At 66.0% G+C, this 16,554-nt stretch carries 14 protein-coding genes; 8 read left to right on the top strand and 6 right to left on the bottom strand.

Going from position 1 to position 16,554, the window contains the following annotated elements:
- Window positions 1–79: 79 nt before the first annotated feature.
- From ACZ5PP_RS19725 to ACZ5PP_RS19760, 8 genes are all read left to right on the top strand, one after another.
- Window positions 80–916 (top strand): DUF2092 domain-containing protein, encoded by an 837-nt coding sequence (locus tag ACZ5PP_RS19725; RefSeq protein ID WP_012585029.1) that lies wholly within the window; start codon window positions 80–82, stop codon window positions 914–916.
- Window positions 913–1,842 (top strand): hypothetical protein, encoded by a 930-nt coding sequence (locus ACZ5PP_RS19730; RefSeq protein WP_043742851.1) that lies wholly within the window; start codon window positions 913–915, stop codon window positions 1,840–1,842. Before ACZ5PP_RS19725 ends, ACZ5PP_RS19730 begins: the two co-directional genes overlap by 4 nt.
- An 89-nt stretch (window positions 1,843–1,931) precedes the next feature.
- Window positions 1,932–2,765: a hypothetical protein gene (locus ACZ5PP_RS19735; protein ID WP_043742849.1), complete on the top strand. Its 834-nt coding sequence runs from the start codon at window positions 1,932–1,934 to the stop codon at window positions 2,763–2,765.
- Between the two features lie 72 nt (window positions 2,766–2,837).
- Window positions 2,838–3,416 (top strand): lipid-binding SYLF domain-containing protein, encoded by a 579-nt coding sequence (locus tag ACZ5PP_RS19740; protein WP_052484379.1) that lies wholly within the window; start codon window positions 2,838–2,840, stop codon window positions 3,414–3,416.
- Between the two features lie 225 nt (window positions 3,417–3,641).
- Window positions 3,642–4,454, top strand: a complete 813-nt coding sequence (locus ACZ5PP_RS19745) for an Lnb N-terminal periplasmic domain-containing protein (RefSeq protein WP_231570640.1) — start codon at window positions 3,642–3,644, stop codon at window positions 4,452–4,454.
- 119 nt (window positions 4,455–4,573) lie between these two features.
- Entirely contained in the window at window positions 4,574–6,760 is a 2,187-nt protein-coding gene (locus tag ACZ5PP_RS19750; protein ID WP_052484378.1) for a patatin-like phospholipase family protein, read from the top strand.
- Window positions 6,761–6,823: 63 nt separating this feature from the next.
- A complete protein-coding gene (locus ACZ5PP_RS19755; RefSeq protein ID WP_052484377.1) occupies window positions 6,824–8,503 on the top strand; it encodes a mechanosensitive ion channel family protein in 1,680 nt (559 codons plus the stop codon).
- A complete protein-coding gene (locus tag ACZ5PP_RS19760; protein ID WP_043742845.1) occupies window positions 8,500–9,708 on the top strand; it encodes a hypothetical protein in 1,209 nt (402 codons plus the stop codon). Before ACZ5PP_RS19755 ends, ACZ5PP_RS19760 begins: the two co-directional genes overlap by 4 nt.
- A 211-nt stretch (window positions 9,709–9,919) precedes the next feature.
- Here the strand turns inward: ACZ5PP_RS19760 and tnpC are convergent, their stop codons facing one another.
- The 6 genes from tnpC to ACZ5PP_RS19790 form a co-directional block, all read right to left on the bottom strand.
- Complete coding sequence (gene tnpC / locus ACZ5PP_RS19765; protein ID WP_012584783.1) at window positions 9,920–11,665, bottom strand: IS66 family transposase; 1,746 nt, start codon at window positions 11,663–11,665, stop codon at window positions 9,920–9,922.
- 22 nt (window positions 11,666–11,687) lie between these two features.
- Entirely contained in the window at window positions 11,688–12,047 is a 360-nt protein-coding gene (gene tnpB / locus ACZ5PP_RS19770) for an IS66 family insertion sequence element accessory protein TnpB (protein ID WP_012584784.1), read from the bottom strand.
- Window positions 12,047–12,364 (bottom strand): IS66 family insertion sequence element accessory protein TnpA, encoded by a 318-nt coding sequence (gene tnpA, locus ACZ5PP_RS19775; protein WP_012584785.1) that lies wholly within the window; start codon window positions 12,362–12,364, stop codon window positions 12,047–12,049. Before tnpA ends, tnpB begins: the two co-directional genes overlap by 1 nt.
- A 50-nt stretch (window positions 12,365–12,414) precedes the next feature.
- On the bottom strand, window positions 12,415–13,353 hold the full coding sequence (locus ACZ5PP_RS19780; protein WP_464826505.1) for a DUF1214 domain-containing protein: 939 nt from the start codon (window positions 13,351–13,353) through the stop codon (window positions 12,415–12,417).
- A gap of 47 nt (window positions 13,354–13,400) precedes the next feature.
- The gene (locus ACZ5PP_RS19785) at window positions 13,401–14,789 is read right to left on the bottom strand and encodes a carbohydrate porin (RefSeq protein WP_464826506.1); all 1,389 of its coding nucleotides are present in this window, start codon (window positions 14,787–14,789) and stop codon (window positions 13,401–13,403) included.
- A gap of 83 nt (window positions 14,790–14,872) precedes the next feature.
- A complete protein-coding gene (locus ACZ5PP_RS19790; RefSeq protein WP_464826507.1) occupies window positions 14,873–16,543 on the bottom strand; it encodes a sulfatase-like hydrolase/transferase in 1,671 nt (556 codons plus the stop codon).
- Window positions 16,544–16,554 lie beyond the last annotated feature (11 nt).

Raw genomic sequence — 16,554 nt, forward strand, 5'->3', positions numbered from 1 at the left:
GCCCCGTGCCGTTCGAGCCTGGTTCGTGCGGCGCAGGTGCCCTTTTCCCCAGTGTCGGTTTTCAATTCGAGGACGCGTGATGTTGCGATCCAGTTTGGTGTTGGCGGCGTCGCTGTTTGCGGCGGGCGCCGTGCATGCGCAGGGGGCGCCTTCCGGCCAGGAGCCGGGCGGCGTGATGGTTGCCGAGAGCGTCGGGCAGCAGTTCGCACGCGATCGCCTGCTCGAGATGGCCAGGACGCTCGGCGCTGCCGAGCGCTTCAGCGTCTCGCTGAACGTCGCGTACGACGTCGTTCAGGACAATGGGCAAAAGATCGAGTTCGGTGAAATCCGCGAGCTCGAGGTTCAGCGCCCGGACAAGGTCCGCATCGCGGAGTCGGCGGGTGATGGCAGCCAGGATCTGATCCTGTTCGACGGCAAGTCGATCACGGTGCTGGACGGCGCGACGAGCGTGTTCGCGCAGGCGCCGCAGCCGGGCGACATCGATGCCTCGGTCAGGTATTTCGTCCGCGACCTGCAGATGCGCATGCCGCTCGCGCCCTTGCTGTTGACGGATTTTGCCGGCGAACTGCAGCGCCGGGTTCGCAGCATCGACTATGTGGGCCTGACCGACATTCTCGGCAAACCGGCCCACCACATTGCGGCCCGCACCGCGCAGGCCGATTTCCAGGTGTGGATCGCCGACGGCGAGCAGCCCACGCCCCTGCGCATCGTGATGACCTATCCGGCGTCGGAGGGACATCCGCAGTTCCGGGCCGATTTCTCCAAGTGGGATCTGGCGCCGAGCTTCGCCGCAGACCGCTTTGAATTCAAGCCGAGTGCGGATGCGCGGCAGATCATCTTCGCCGTCCAGCTCGTCGCGCCGCCTGACGCCGGCGAGTCCGCGGAAGGTGCCGTCACAGAAGGAGTCAAGCCATGAAAGCAGGCAAACAGGCGCGCGTGATGTCGATGGCGGTGCTTGCGCTCCTCGTCTCGGGCATGTTTGTGGTGCAGGACGTGCAAGCCCGCGAGACCAGGGCGGCCGGTGCATCCGCCCGGACTGCCGGCGCGCCGCAGGCGAGCAAGAGCTTTTCGCGTCAGGGAACTGCATCGGCAGGCAGCTTCGCCGGAAGCCGTTCGGCGACGGCCACGGTGTCCACACAGCCTCGCCAGGCACGACCGGCCGGCACGACCTCGGCCAATCAGGCTTCGCGCCAGAGCGCGGCCTCGAGCACCAGTTCGGCCAACCAGGCCGCGCGCCAAAGTGCGGCCTCGGGCACGAGTTCGGCGAACCAGGCGCAGCGCCAGAGTGCGGCGGCGGAAAACCAGCAGCAGCGCCAGTCGACCAGTTCGGCGAACCAGGCGCAACGCCAGCAGGCGTCGAACGAGAACGTCGAGACGCGCCAGGCCGGCGCGACGGCGCGGCAGCAGGCACGACCCGCATATCCGGCCGCCGCCTATCCGCCGGGCTACCGTCCGCCGGCAGCCGGCTACTATCCGCCCCCGCCGCCGGGCTACTACTACGACAACGACGATGACGACTGGGATGCCGGGTCGGCCGCCGTCGGCTTCATCGGGGGCGCTGTCGTTGGCGCGGTGGTGACGGACGCAGCGCACAGCAGCACGTCGACCTCCAGTGCGCCCCCGCCGCCGGCAAGCTCCGCCCCCGCGCCTGCGCCTGCGCCCGCTCCGGCGCCTGCGCCCGCCCCGGTGGCGGCGGCCGGGCTGCCATGTGCGCCCGACGTGAGCTCGGTCAATGGCGTCACCTACTACCGTTGCGGCGAGTCCTACTACATGCAGGCCTACGGGCCTTCGGGGCCGGTCTACATGCCGGTGCAGCCACCCGAGCAGGCGCCGGCGAAGTAGGTGTGCAGGTGTGAGTCCGGGACGGTGCGCCCACACGGGTGCCGTCCCGGACTGATCCACTGAATGTTGAAGATTCAGGAATCATGTGCATGAACGAATGCAAGGCGTACGCAGGCGCCGCGCGTGCGGTGCTGCCGACCCTGCTGGCGGTGCTTGGCCTGGCGATGAGCCCGGCTGCCAGCGCGGACTCTGATGCCGAACTGGCCATGAAAGCGCAAAACCCGATTTCCGCCATGATCAGCTTTCCTCTGCAGCTCAACTACGACGAGGGCTACGGCGCGACGGGAGACGGCAAGAAGTGGGTGCTCAATCTCCGGCCGGTGGTTCCCTTCGATCTCAACGAGGACTGGAACCTGATTTCGCGCACCATCGTGCCGCTGATCGATCAGGAGGACTTCGCCGCTGGCGGCACACTCGATGAGTCCGGTTTGGGCGACGTGCAGCAGAACCTTTTCTTTTCACCCAAGGCGCCGACCGCGGGCGGCTGGATCTGGGGCGTCGGCCCGGCGCTCCTGTTGCCGACCGCGAGTGACAAGGTGCTCGGAGGCGAGAAATGGGCGCTCGGGCCGACCGCGGTCGTGGTCAAGCAGGCGAACGGCTGGACCTACGGCGTGCTCGGCAACCACCTTTGGTCGGTGGCGGGTGAGGATGATCGGGACGACATCAGCGCGAGCCTGATTCAGCCTTTCTTCGGCTACACGACGCGCACCTCCACCACCTTCATGATCAACACCGAGTCGACCTACGACTGGAAGACCGAGACCTGGTCGGTGCCGGTCAACCTGATGGCGACGCAGATGCTGCGCGTCGGCGGGCAGCCGCTGACGCTGCAGGCGGGCGCGCGCTACTGGGCAGACAGCCCGGATGGCGGCCCGGACGGCTGGGGCTTCCGCTTTGCCGTGACCTTCCTGTTTCCGAAGTGATGGGCGCCTGTTCCATTTTTCAGCGGCCTGATGCCGCGCCAAACCAACCGATTACCTGAAGGAGCTCAATCCATGTACGCGAGAACCATTCCGACGACCATTCCCGCAGCCGGCAAGCTGATCCGGCTCGCCATGACGCTGCTGGCCTTCCTGGCGGTCGGCGCGGCTCACGCCGATTCCGCTCGCGAGATCGATGCCCATGCCGATGCAGCGCTGTCCGAGTTTCGCAGGACGGTGAAGGGGGCCGACGAGTATCTGGCCGCGGCGAAGGGGGTGCTGGTGATTCCCGAGGTCAAGAAGGTCGGCCTCGTGGTCGGCGGCCAGTGGGGCGACGGCGCCCTGCGAATCGGTGGGAAGACGGTCGATTACTACCGCCTGGCGGCCGCATCGGTGGGCTTCCAGGCCGGCGTCCAGCAGGCGAACTACCTGTTCATTTTCCTGACCGAGGCGGCCTTGAACGACTTCCGCACCGGCAAGGGCTGGGATGCCGGGATCGACGCGGGTGTAACGCTGATCGACGAGAGCGTGGGCGCATCGGTCGATACGCTCAAGGCCAAGTCGTCGGTCGTGGCCTTCATCTTCGGCAAGGAAGGCCTGATGGGCGGCTACTCGCTCAAAGGCCAGAAGCTGACCAAGTTCAAGCCGGAGTGATCGGCGGTCGATAGGGGCGCGCAGATGCCGCGGAGAGCTCTTTGCATTGCGGGGCGCGTCCTGCTCGTATTGCTGGTGTCGGGTGTAACGGCCTGGGGTGCCTTGGCCTTGTTGTATTCGAGTACCACCAACGCCCTGGCTAGCGCCGTGCTGGCCGGAGCGTTCCTTCTCTGCGGGCTGCTCACCGCCCTTGCCGTGGGCGCGCGGCGCCGGGCAAGGGCGGCCGTGACCGGCTTTGCCCTGCTGTTCGCCGTGCTGCTCGGATGGTGGAGCGGCATCGAGCCCGCCAACGATCGCGACTGGCAGCCTGACGTCGCCCGGCTCGCACATGCCGAGATCAATGGCGATCTGGTTACCGTGCGCAACGTGCGCAATTTCGCCTACCGCAGCGAGACCGACTACACGCCGCATTATTACGACCGGACCTACGACCTCGGCAAGCTGCGCTCGGTGGACCTGATCGCGGTGTACTGGATGGGGCCGGCCATTGCGCACACGATCCTGAGCTTCGGTTTCGAAGGTGGTGAACAGCTCGCCATCTCGATCGAGACGCGCAAGGAACGAGGCGAGACCTACTCCACCACGCGCGGCTTCTTCAAGCAGTACGAGCTCCATTACGTCGTGGCCGACGAGCGTGACGTGGTCCGCCTGCGTACCAGCTACCGCAAGGACCCGCCGGAGGATGTGTACGTTTATCGCCTGCACGGCCCGCTCGAGAATGGGCGGCGGGTGTTCCTGCAGTACATGCAGCGCATCAACGACCTCCAGGCGAAGCCCGAGTTCTACAACACCCTGATCGACAACTGCACGACCGGCATCTGGATGAACGCGCGCATCAATCCGGGCCATGTTCCGCTGTCGTGGAAGGTTTTCGCCAGCGGTTACCTGCCGGAGTATCTGCATGGCGTGGGCATGCTGGCGCCGGGGGTGCCATTCGCCGAACTGCAACGCCTGGGGTATATAAATCCGCGCGCACGGGCGGCAGGCGATGCGGAGGATTTCTCCCGCCTGATCCGTGTCGGCTTGCCCGGCCAGTAAGCGGGCGCGCATCGGGTGCGGCTTCGCCGCGCCCTGCAATCGATTGAATCGAAGGGGGAGTGATGGGAATGCGGCCGGGAAGGACATGGTGGGCGGGAACCTCGATCCTGAGCTTTGCAGTGGTCATCGTGCTGGGTTCTTCGATGGCGGTCGCGCGCGCCGGGGAGCGAGTCTCTGCCGAGCCGGCCAGGCCGAAGATCGGGCTGGTGCTCGCTGGCGGTGGCGCCAAGGGGGCCGCGCACGTCGGCGTGCTCAAGGTGCTCGAAGAGATGCGGATCCCGATCGACGTCGTGGTCGGCACCAGCATGGGCTCGATCGTCGGCGGGCTGTACGCGTCGGGCATGCGCCCGGACGACATCGAGCGCGCGATCCGGGAGATCGACTGGGTCGATGTGTTCGAGGATGCGCCGGATCGGGCCGATCGCTCCTTCCGGCGCAAGGCGGACGATGCCCTGTATGTGTTCAAGGCCAAGCCGGGCTTCAGCGACGGCAAGATCAAGTTGCCGCTGGCCGTGGTGCAGGGGCAGAAGTTCGACCTGGAATTGAACCGCCTGACCCAGGGTGTTTCCGCCGTCGGCGACTTCGACAAGCTGCCCATCCCCTTCCGCGCGGTGGCGGCCGACCTCGAGACCGGGGATCAGGTGGTGCTGAAGTCGGGCAGTCTTCCGCGTGCGCTGCGCGCGAGCATGGCGGTGCCCGGCGCCTTCTATCCGGTCGAGATGGATGGGCGCCTGCTCGTCGATGGCGGTATCGCGAACAACATCCCGATCAGCGTGGCGCGCGAGCTGGGGGCCGACGTGGTGATCGTGTCGGAACTCGGCACGGAGATGTTGACGCGCGACGAGATCGAGTCCGGCCTCGACGTCGCGGCACAGATGGTGAATTTCCTCTTCGTCATCAATTCGCGCCAGCAGCTCAGGACGCTGGCGGAGGACGACGTCCAGATCTCGGTCCAGTTGGGCGACATCGGCGCCGGCAGCTTCGGCCGGATCCGCGAAGCGATTCCGCTCGGCGAGCAGGCCGCGAGGGGCGCAGCGGACAAGCTGAACCGCTACGCACTCGCCGAGCCGGATTACCGGCAGCATGTGGCCGCGCGAAGCCAGCCGGGAGCGGGGCCGCGGCAGGTCGACTTCGTTCGCATTGAGAACCAGTCGGGCGTCAGTGACGAGGTCATCGCCGCGCACCTCTCGGTAAAGGTTGGCGAGCCGCTCGATGTGGCCGAGCTCGAGCACAACATCCAGCAGATCTATGGCCTCGAGATCTTCGAGTCGGTGCGTTATGCACTGGTCGAGGAGGATGGCAAATCCGGTGTCGTCGTGCAGGCGAAGGAGAAATCGTGGGGCCCCGGCTACCTGCAGACGGGCCTGATCACCTCGAGCAATTTCGAGGGCGACGCGGTGTTCCGGCTGGGCCTGACCTACACGCGCACGGCGATGAACCCGCTCAACGGAGAATGGCGCACCGGCCTGCAGATCGGCGACGAGCCGGGCCTGTTCACCGAGATCTTCCAGCCCTTCGACCCCGGTGCGCGCTATTTCGGCTTTGCAAGGGCCGGCTACCAGACCCGCAACGTGAATACCTTCGACGACGACGACAACAAGATCGCGGAGATGCGCGTGAGGGGGTTCGGTGCGGAACTGGGCGTCGGCCGGCAGTTCGGGACCTGGGGCGAGGTGAGGCTGGGATACCTGCGGCGTACGGGCGACATCGAGGTCGGGATCGGGGCACCGATGCCGGCACGGGATTTCGAGACCGGCGAGGTGTTCCTGCGGCTGACCGACGACAAGCTCGACAGCCTGTACTTCCCGCGCACCGGCCACGCTGCCCGCGCCGAGTGGCGGATGTCGCGCCGCGACCTGGGGGCCGACACCGACTTCGATCAGGCGGACTACGGCTTCCTGCTCGCCAACTCCTGGGGGCGCCACACGCTGCTCGGCGGCCTGGAGGTGAAGGCGACCATCGACGGCACCGCCCCTGTGCAGAGCCAGCAACGCCTCGGCGGCTTCCTGCGCCTGTCCGGGTTCGAGGAGGGACGGCTGAGCGGGCAGCAGTCCGGCCTCGCGCGCCTGATCTACATGCGCCGGATCAACGATATCCAGCAGTTCAAGGCCTATGCGGGCGCCAGCCTGGAGGCGGGCAATGTGTGGGCGGACAGCGGCGACATCTTCGGCGGCGACCACATCGTCGGCGGCAGCCTGTTCATCGGTGCCGATACGCCGATCGGACCGCTGTATTTCGCGTACGGCCATAACGACTCGGGCAAGGGCAGCGTCTACCTTTACCTCGGGCCCTTGTTCAGCTTCTAGCGCGATCGAGCGGGGCGGATACGCCGAGGATCGAGGTGTGGACGATGCCTGGAGGGATGGAAAATGCTGAATAAAGGTATTCAGTGGCTGTCTGTCTGCTCCTTGCTCTTCGCCCTCGCCTGGGCGGCGGCGGCCGGCGCGGCGGACGTCCGCACGCAGGGTCCCGAGGCGGACGACGAGGTCAGCGTGGAGGTCGTCGTCGACGGTGCGGTGCTGTTCAGGGTCCGCGGCACGTCGGCCTTTCCCGCCGAAAAGCGCGCCCAGTTGGTCGCCGAGCGCATCGTCGCGCTCGCCGCCGACCCCGGCTTCAAGCGCGAGGATCTGCGCATCGACGAGTCGCAACCCGGTGTGGCGCAGGTCATGGCGGGGAACACGCGCATGATGGCCATCCATGCTGCCGACGCGGAACTCGAGGGGGTCGATGCGCGTACGCTCGCCACGACGGTCGTCCACCGTGTCGGCGAAGCGGTCGAGGTCTGGCGGCATGATCGCCTGCCGGCGACTCTGGTGCGCAACGGGCTGTACGCGGTCGGCGCGACGCTTGCCCTTGGGCTGGGGTTCTGGGTGGGAGCGCTGCTCATGCGCCGTTGGCGCCGGTTCACCGAGCAGCGCATCGGCACCCGGATCCACGACGTCAAGGTCTTCGGCTTCCGGGTAGTCGGCGCCCGGCAGATGTGGGCGGCGCTCACCAGCGTGCTGAACCTGCTGTGGCTCGCGGCCGTGCTGGTGGCTCTCCATGTCTATTTCGGCTCCGTGCTGCTGCTGTTTCCGTGGACCCGCGGCTTCGCCATCGACCTCATCGCCCTGGTCGTCAAGCCGCTGCGCACCTTCGCGGTCGGCTTGGTCGCGGCGCTGCCGGATCTGATCTTCCTCGCGGTGCTTTTCGTCCTGGTCCGCTATGCGCTGAGGCTGATCAAGCACTTTTTCGACAATGTGGGGGCGGGCCGCCTCACCCTCGCGGACTTCGAGCCGGACTGGGCCCTGCCGACGTATCGCCTCGTCAAGGTGCTGCTGATCGCCATCGCCGCCGCGGTCGCCTATCCCTACATCCCGGGGTCGGACTCCGATGCCTTCAAGGGCATGTCCCTGCTGCTGGGGGTGATCGTCTCGCTGGGTTCGTCGTCGGTGATCGGCAACATCATCGCCGGCTACACGATGACGTATCGCCGGGTGTTCAAGCTGGGTGATCGCGTGCGGATCGGGGAGTACATCGGCGACGTGCATGAGGCCCGCCTGCTCGTGACCCATTTGCGCACGCTGAAGAACGAGATCGTGGCGATCCCCAATTCGATGATCCTCGGCAGCGAGGTGGTCAATTACAGCAAGCTGGCGGGCAAGATGGGGCTGATCCTGCACACGAACGTCGGCATCGGCTACGAGACGCCGTGGCGTCAGGTGGAAGCCATGCTGCTCGAGGCCGCGGCGCGCACGTCCGGTCTGCTGCGCGAGCCGCCGCCTTTCGTGATTCACCAGAAGCTGGGCGACTTCTGCGTCGACTATGAGATCAACGCCTACTGCAAGGACGCGCACGCCATGTACGGCCTGTACAACGTGCTGCACCGCAACATCCTCGACGTCTTCAACGAGTATGGCGTGCAGATCATGACTCCGGCCTACGAGGGCGATCCGGACGAGCCGAAGCTCGTGCCGCGCGAGCGGTGGTATGCGGCGCCTGCGCAGCCTACTGCCGCGGCTACCGGAGCGCCGAACGCCGTGCCACTGCAACACGAGGACAACAGATGAGCCACTGGAGTGCGCCGCAGGCGGACGCTGACGGCGATCGCGCGTATTTTTCTCCCGTACTGGGCGGTCCGCTGTTCAGGCTGTTCTGCCGTACTCATCTGTCGACCGACGAGCTCCTGCTCCTAAGGCGCAGGATCGTCGTTGTTGCGTTCGTTGCCTGGCTGCCGCTGCTGCTGCTGTCGGTCATCGAGGGCAGGGCGGTGGGGGCGGGCGTTCCTGTCCCGTTCTTCTACGACTTCGCGGTTCACATCCGGTTTATGGTGGCGCTGCCCTTGTTGTTCGTCGCCGAGTTCGTGGCGCACCAGCGCCTGCGCCCGGTGGTAAAGGCCTTCGAGGCGCGAGGCCTGATTCCCTTCGATGCCCGCGAGTGCTTCGATACCGCCCTCGGCTCGGCCTTCAAGGCGCGAAACTCGGTGGTCGCGGAGCTGGTGATCATTGCGCTGGTGTATGCCGTGGGCGTTCTGGTGGTGTTGAAGCACTACGTCCCGATCGACGGCACGACCTGGTTCTCGGAACTGTCACCGGGCGGCGCCGAACTGTCGATGGCGGGCCTCTGGTACGGTTTCGTGAGCCTGCCCATCTTCCAGTTCCTGATGCTGCGCTGGTACTACCGGGTCTTCATCTGGGCGCGCTTCATGTGGCAGGTGTCGCGCCTCCCGCTCCGCCTGGTACCGACCCACCCGGACCGCGCCGGCGGTCTCGGTTTCCTTGCCCATTCGATCAGCGCGTTCGCGCTGCTGGCCCTGGCGCATAGCGTCGTGCTTGCCGGCCAGTTGCTCAATCGCATCGTGCATCGCGGCGCCAGCCTGCCCGATTTCGCGCTCGAGATTGGTGCGATGGTGGTGGTTTTGCTGCTGCTGGCGCTGGCGCCGCTGGCGGTGTTCGCCGGGCAACTCGCGCAACTGAGGCGGACGGGGCTCGACGAGTATGGCGTCCTCGCGCAGCGCCTGGCCGGCGAGTTCGACACCAAGTGGGTGCGCGGCGGCGCCCCGGCCGACGAGCCGCTCCTGGGCAGCCCGGATATCTCGGCCCTTGCCGACATGGGGGGCAGCTACGAGGTCATCGAGAACATGCGCTCGGTGCCGATCGCCCCCGAGGCGCTGATCCCGCTGGTGGTGGCGATCCTGCTGCCGATGCTTCCGCTCACCCTCACCATGATGCCGCTCGACGCGCTGGTGAAGGCGTTGGTCGGCCTGATGTTCTGAGACTGGGAAGCGAGCTCTCGGAGAGCAAATCCGGCACTGAACTGTGCCGGATTTGCTCTTCTCCTACTTCGTCGGTTGGGCGACCGGGAACTTCCAGGTGCCGTCGATGATTTCCTTGCGCGGCTGATACATGCGGACGATGTAGTTCCAGCCCGGGGTGATCGGCACATTGTTGGTAAGCGCTCCACGAACCCCATCCTTCCCGGGCTCTTTACGCCGTGATCAACTGCTCAGCCTTGAGATTCCAGGGCAGGAGGGCCTCGAAATGTTCGACGTTGGTCGCGGTGGGCAAGGCGCGCAGCACGTGGCGCAGCCACAGATACGGCTCGAAGCCGTTGGCCTTGGCGGTTTCGACCAGCGAGTAGAGGAGTGCGCTGGCACGCGCACCGGCCTGAGTGTCCGAGAAGAGCCATGCCTTTCTCCCGACCACGAAGGGACGGATGGCGTTTTCGGCGGGGTTGTTGTCGATCGGCAGATCGCCGCGCTCGAGGTAGCGCGTCAGACGCGGCCACTGCCGATGCAGGTAGCCCAGGGCACCCCCGAGCACCGAGGTGGGCGGCACGGTGGGGAGCACTTGGTCGAGCCAACGGCGCAGTTCGTCGATGACGGCGCGGCTTCTGCTCTGGCGTAGCGCCAGGCGCTGGGCGTCGTTCAGTTCGCGCGCGTCCTTCTCGATGGCGTAGAGCTTGCCGATCAGGGCCAGCGCTTCGTGGGCGCGGCCGCGCTTGCCGGCAGGCAGCACCTTGCTGGCATCGACGAAACGACGTCGCGCGTGCACCCAGCAACCGAGCCGGGTCACCCCTTCGGTGAAGGCAATTGCGCCGTAGCTCTCGAGCCCGTCGGCCATCAGATGCCCCTTCCAGCCTTCGAGCAGGCGTAAGGGCACCGCCTGCGCGCGGCTCGGATCGTACTCGAAGAGGACCACCGGCTTGCCCGGCGGTCCGCCGCGCTGCACCCACATCTGGCTCTTGCTCGTGGCTGCCCGGCCAGGCTCCTTGAGCACCTGCACCGGGGTTTCGTCCATGTGGATGACGTCGTGCCCGAGCAGCACGTCGCGCATCAGGTTGGCGAGCGGCTGCAGCGCCTGGGCGGTACCGATCACCCAGCGCGCCAGGGTCTGGCGCGGCACAAGCACGCCTGCGCGAGCGAGCACGTACTCGAAACGCGCCAGCGGCAGCCCATCGACGTACTTGATGACGATCAGCAAGGCCAGCAGGTCGTTGCTGGCGTTGCTCTTGGGCAGCACCTGCGCCGGGGCGCGGGCGGTGACCGGCGCCTGGTCGCCCTCGGGGCAGCCGTAGCGCTTGCGGATATGGCGCAGCACACGCACCTGCATCGGGACGATGTCGAGCTGTTCGCTGACGTCCTGGCCGATCTCGACCATGGGCGTGCCGCAGGCGCAGGTGCGCTCGGCCTCGGGGACGTCATGGACGACGTCGATGCGCGGCAGCTCGATGGGCAAGGGCTTGCGCTTACCACGCGCCTTCTTCTTGCCGGTGTCGGCGGACGCCTCACCCGTCGTCTCGGTGGCCGGCGGCGGCAAGGTTGCGGTGTCGAGCGCCTCGGGTGCGGACTCGGCCAGCGCCTCGGCCTCGTCGAAGAGCCAGGCCTGGCCCGCGTGCGATTCGCTGCTGGGCCCGAACATGCGCCGACGCGCCAGGCGAAGCTGCTCGTAGAGCTCGAGGATGCGTGCCTCGAAGGCCTTTTGCAGTTCAGCCTCCCGCGCATCGAAGGCTCTTTGGCGTTCAGCCTCCCGCGCATCGAAGACTTTCTGGAGTGCGGCCTCACGGGCCTCGAAGGCTGCCTGCCGTTCGGCTTCACGCGTCTCGAAGGCACGCTGCTGTGCCAGCAACAAGGCTTTGAGCGTTGCTGGATCGTCGGGCAACAGCTCGGCCAGGACGGATGCGCACACGCCAACGGAAGGGTTCGAGCGAGGGGCGGCGGTACGTTGCGGCATGCCGGAATTATACCCGATCACGCTACGTAACTGATTGGTATTGCAGCGTTTTATGCGGCCTTGCCGCCCACAGATCGAAGCCCTCAAGCAGCCATTCGAGCTCCTTCATCGTCAGTACGCAGGTGGGCTCGCCCGCCTCGGCCGCCGGCCAGGCGAAGCGCTCGGCTTCGAGCCGCTTGTACCAGAGGCAAAAGCCGTTGCGGTGCCAGTACAGCGCCTTGAGCTTGTCGCGGCGACGGTTGATGAACAGGTACAGTGCGTCGCCGAACGGGTTCAGCCCCAGCTCCTGCTCGACCAGTGCCGACAGTCCGCCGATGGATTTGCGAAAGTCGATCGCCGGCCGGTACAGATACACCGCACCGATCGAATGCCCCGGGTGCATCAGCGCCCCCGCTCGGCAAGGGCCACCGACAGCGCGGCCAGCCAGTCGACGCCGGGCAGCATCGCGCATTCGAGCCGCAACTGCGCGTCGATCACCACCGTGCAGCCCGCGCGGGGCGTCATCGAGGGTTCGATCTGGATCGGGACGAATCCGCCAAGCTTGGCGCGGCTACGACGGCCACCGGCCACCAGGCGCTTGCGCCACTGGTAGAGCGCCTGCGGCGACAGCCCCTCGCGCTCGGCGTACGCCTTCGTGGTGATGCCCTCGGCTTCGATTGCCGACAGGTGCGACAACCAGAACGTACTGCGCTCCGACATGCTCGTGCTCCCCGAAAAACGGAAGCCGAAGCATGAGGGCTCAACGGGGGCTACGTAAGGATGGGGTTCGTGGAGCGCTTACCATTGTTGAGCGCATCGGTGCCAGCGCCGAAGTGGATGGTCACGCTCCCGTCCTGGTTCTTCTTGGCCGTCACGTTGTTGTGCGAGTAGACGTTCTGGTCGTTCTTCTCCATGAAGCCGTCTTTGTTGTAAACGGTGATGGACCAGAAGCCATCGACAGGCACGTCCTTGACCGTGACCGAATGGGGCGTCTTGCCGTCGTTCTCCGCAGGCACAACGTTGTCGTAAATGGCGGCTTCTTCCGGATTCCCGCCCCAGCCGAAGGCCGTGCCGAGCAGGTGGCTGATCGGATCGAGCTTGGCCTTGTCACCGAACATGCCCTTGGCGCTGGTCCGGGTCGCCGCCAGAACGTTGATGGCATCGCGGACCTTCTTCAGTGAGGCCTCATCCCATTCCGGAATCTCGAACTTCCCTGGGGCCGCCTGCTTCACCACGATCTTGTCCTGCAGGGCGTTGGCCGCTTTGATATCAGTCGGGTCGTTTGAATCGACGAAGGTGCGGAAGAGCACGATCATGTAGCGCGTGCCCATCTTCTCCTGGGTGAAGGTGAACTCGCCCGCGCCGTGCTCTGCGGGCAGCATCGAGTGGTCCTGGTTGATGACCAGCATCGATTGGAATCGCCCCCCGGTTTCCGGCTTGACGATGGTGACCGGTGCGGAGAGGTCGAAGACGCCGGCGGAATACAGCGTGTCGCGATTCATGCGAATCACGTCCTGCCTGTCGATCGGCACGGGCATGCGGATGTGGATGAGTTTGCCCAGCGCGCCCTGCCTGACGTAGCGGTCGAGCGTCATGTCGGTCTCGGCGCGCACGAAGCTGTCCACCGTGACCTTCTCCGCCGCGAAACCGGCGCCTGGGTCGAGTCCCATGATTCCAGTGACTGCGGCGATCATCAGGTATCTGTTCATGCTCGTAAGTCCCTTCCCGGCTGGTTTGCGGAGCGTTGGCGTCCCGTTCAGAAGCGTACGCCGACCCGCACGCCTGCGATGTAGGCGGTGTCCAGGTCTTCGAAGCCGGGTGCGCTCGCGTTGAACACCTTGTTCAGCCCTTGGGAGACGACCTGCAGGCTGGGAGTGATGCTCAGCCAGGGGGTGATCGAGGCCTTGTAGTACAGCTCGACGACGTCTTCGTGATCGAGGCCGAGGTTGAAGCGATCGCGCAGGTAGGGCACGAAGTGGTCGCTGAACTCGGTGCGCGCCCAGCCGAGGCCGAAGTCGTCGTTCGGCCGGCCCGGCACCACGCCCTTGCCGACCAGCCCGAGCGAGTAGCTGTAGCGGATCGGGTTCGCCTTGCCGTCACTTACGCCGACGCTGAAGAAGGTGCCGATGCCGCGCTTCGGGTCACCCGCGGGCTGCCAGACGAACTGTTCGAAGCTGTAGACGGCGGCCCAGGTTTCGCTTTCCTTGTTCAAGGGGTCGGGGGGAATCTTGGCGGCCACGGGATGCGCGTCGAGGATCTCGCTGAGGATCGGGCCGGGGTTGCCGAGGCGCGGGAAGTGCGCGGTGAGCAGAAGTCCGGCGATGTTGGACGGATCCTGGACGAGCGAGGTGCGGTCCTTGTTGCTCCAGGCGACGGTCAGGTTCTGGTGGCCCGGGAGGCCCCAGGGCCGGATCTTCAGGTCCGCGCTGGCGAGCGCCATGATGCCGTCGTCGAAGGCATTGCTCAGGTTGTCGTTCTTGATCGTGCCGTTCGCATCCAGCACCATGCCGGCCAGCGTCACGTCGTGCGAGGGCAGGTACAGCGCGCCGATCCCATACGCCGACAGCGGAACCATGGCGAGCGCGAGTGGCATGTTTATGCCCGTGTTCTGGAAGCCGGTGGTGTAGTCGCCATGCAGCACGTTGGTCGGCGCGATGGCGTTGATCTTGCCCAGGAACACGCCGAAATGCTGGCTGAGGAACTGCGTGTAGGTGAGCTCCTGCACGCCGGTGTCCGGGGTGATGGTCGGCAGCATCCACGACAGGTTGGCCGGCACGATGGCGCCGGTTTCCTTCAGCAGCGTGTCGCCGAAGCTGGTCACGGTCTGGAGCTTGAAGAAGCCGCCGGGCCACAGCCCCAGCTTCTGCGTATCCACGTTGAGGGTGAGGATCGCGTTGCCCCAGTCGCCGCTGGCGCTGTCGCGCCCGCCGCTGGTGATCTTCTGCGGCATCCAGTACACGTCCATGTCGAGGACGACCCCCTTCTTCGCCATGTCGTCGCGCGCACCGCCCCAGTTGCCGGTCAGGCGGGCGCGGGATTCGAGATCGCCGCCCCAGGTGTCGGGCGTGTCGTAGGGCATGGCCTGCAGCGGCATGGACGTGCCGAGCGCGGAGATCAAGGCGCCGAGTCCAAGGGTTTTCTTCATTTTTCCGGTCTCTTTTTCAGGTTGTCCATGGGGCGGCAGGGCCTTGCCCGACCGCCCCGGAAGGGGCCAGATCAGCGTGCGAGTCAGAGGTCGTGCACCGCGGGGGTCGCCACCCAGCCGCCATCCACGCCGCCCGGCAGCATCTGGCCGACGTCCTCGCCGACTTCCTCGTCGATCAGCCGGTTGAGCTTGTCGTTCATCATGAGCAGCAGCGCGGCGTTCTTGACCGGGTCCTGGGCAAGGTTGTCGACTTCGTCCGGGTCGTTCTGGAGGTCGAACAGCTCGACGTCGTTGAGTGCGAACAGCTCGTCGATCGACGTCGGCCGGTTGTGCTGCTTGGGCGAAAAGTAGCGGGTGAACTGGTAGCGGCCGTCGAACACGCTGCGGATCGCGCCGCGCTTGCTCAGGTCGGGGCGCAGGCCGGATTCCTTGATCTTCGCCGCGCCACCCGGCTGTGCAAGGAGCGCGCTGGCCTTCTGCAGGAAGCTGCCGTCCAGCGAGGCGAACATGTTGAAGCAGTACAACTGCCCGTCGCGCACGGTGTCGACGTTCGCCTGTTCCGGCGCGGCGAGCACGGGCGAGAAGTCCTTGCCCGGCAGCGTCTGGGCGATTGCCGCCTTTGTCTCCGGGCTCGCGTTGGTGAGCGCGATCAGGGTCGGCGCGAGGTCGAGGTGGGTGGTCACGGCCTTGCAGCGCTTGCCCCCCGCAAAGGCCGGATGCGCCACGATCAAGGGCACGTTGTTCTGCTCGCGATAGGAGGTGGCACCCTTGCCGGTCATCTGGTGTGCGCCACCGAGTTCGCCGTGGTCCGAGGTCAGGATGACGATGGTGTTCGAAGCCAGCCCGCGGTCCTCCAGTTCGTCGAGCAGCGTCATGATGTGACGGTCGACGTCCTGCAAGGCGTTCAGGTAGAAGTTGTGGCGCTTGCGCCAGCGCCATTCCTCGTTCGTCGGGATCACGCCGGTCATGACGTCGTTGCCGATGGTGTGGTCGATGTGCGCGGCGGGGCGTCCGGGGGCGTCGATCGGCTGCTTGAAGCTGGCGGGAAGGTCGATGTCCCACTGCTTCTTGTACATCGCGTGCTCCGGATCGCCGGCGAGGTGGGTCAGATGGTGCTTGCCCTGCACGGGCTGGCCGGGCTCGTCGGTGTTGTAGAACATCACGTCGTGCGGGTTGACCAGGTTCACCGCGAGGAACCACGGCTTCTGCTGCTCGGCGAGCTCCGCGGCCTTGCTGCGCAACCAGCTCGCCGCGGCGGCGGCGATCAAGCCGTCGTGCAGGTAGCCGCCCTGAGTGTGCGCGATGATGTCGCCGACGCCGAGGTAGTCGGAAAAGCCGTAGGCCTCCATCTCCTTGGTGAAGATCTTCTGCGGCGCCGCGAGCGTGTTGTCGGTCTCGAACTCGCGGGTCAGGTGCCACTTGCCCTTGTAGGCGGTGTAGTAGCCGGCCTCGCGCATCATGTGCCCGAGCGTCTTGATGTCGGTGGACATGCTGCTGATCCAGGGGAAGTTCGTGTTGTCGAACATCCTGGTCTGCTGGATGTGGCGGCCGGTGTAGATCACCGAGCGCGAGGGGGTGCACACGCAGGAGTTGATGCGGTGGTTCTCGAACACCACACCATTCTTGGCCAGGCGCTCGCGTGCCGGAAGCGTATAGCCGGCGGGCAGTTCGTCAGGGCGGAAGTAACGCTCCTGATCGGTAAGGATGAACACGATGTTGTACGGTGCGCCTTGTCCTTGCTCGACGATGCTCATGACGCCAGCCT

Source organism: Thauera sp. DNT-1, from assembly GCF_055393985.1.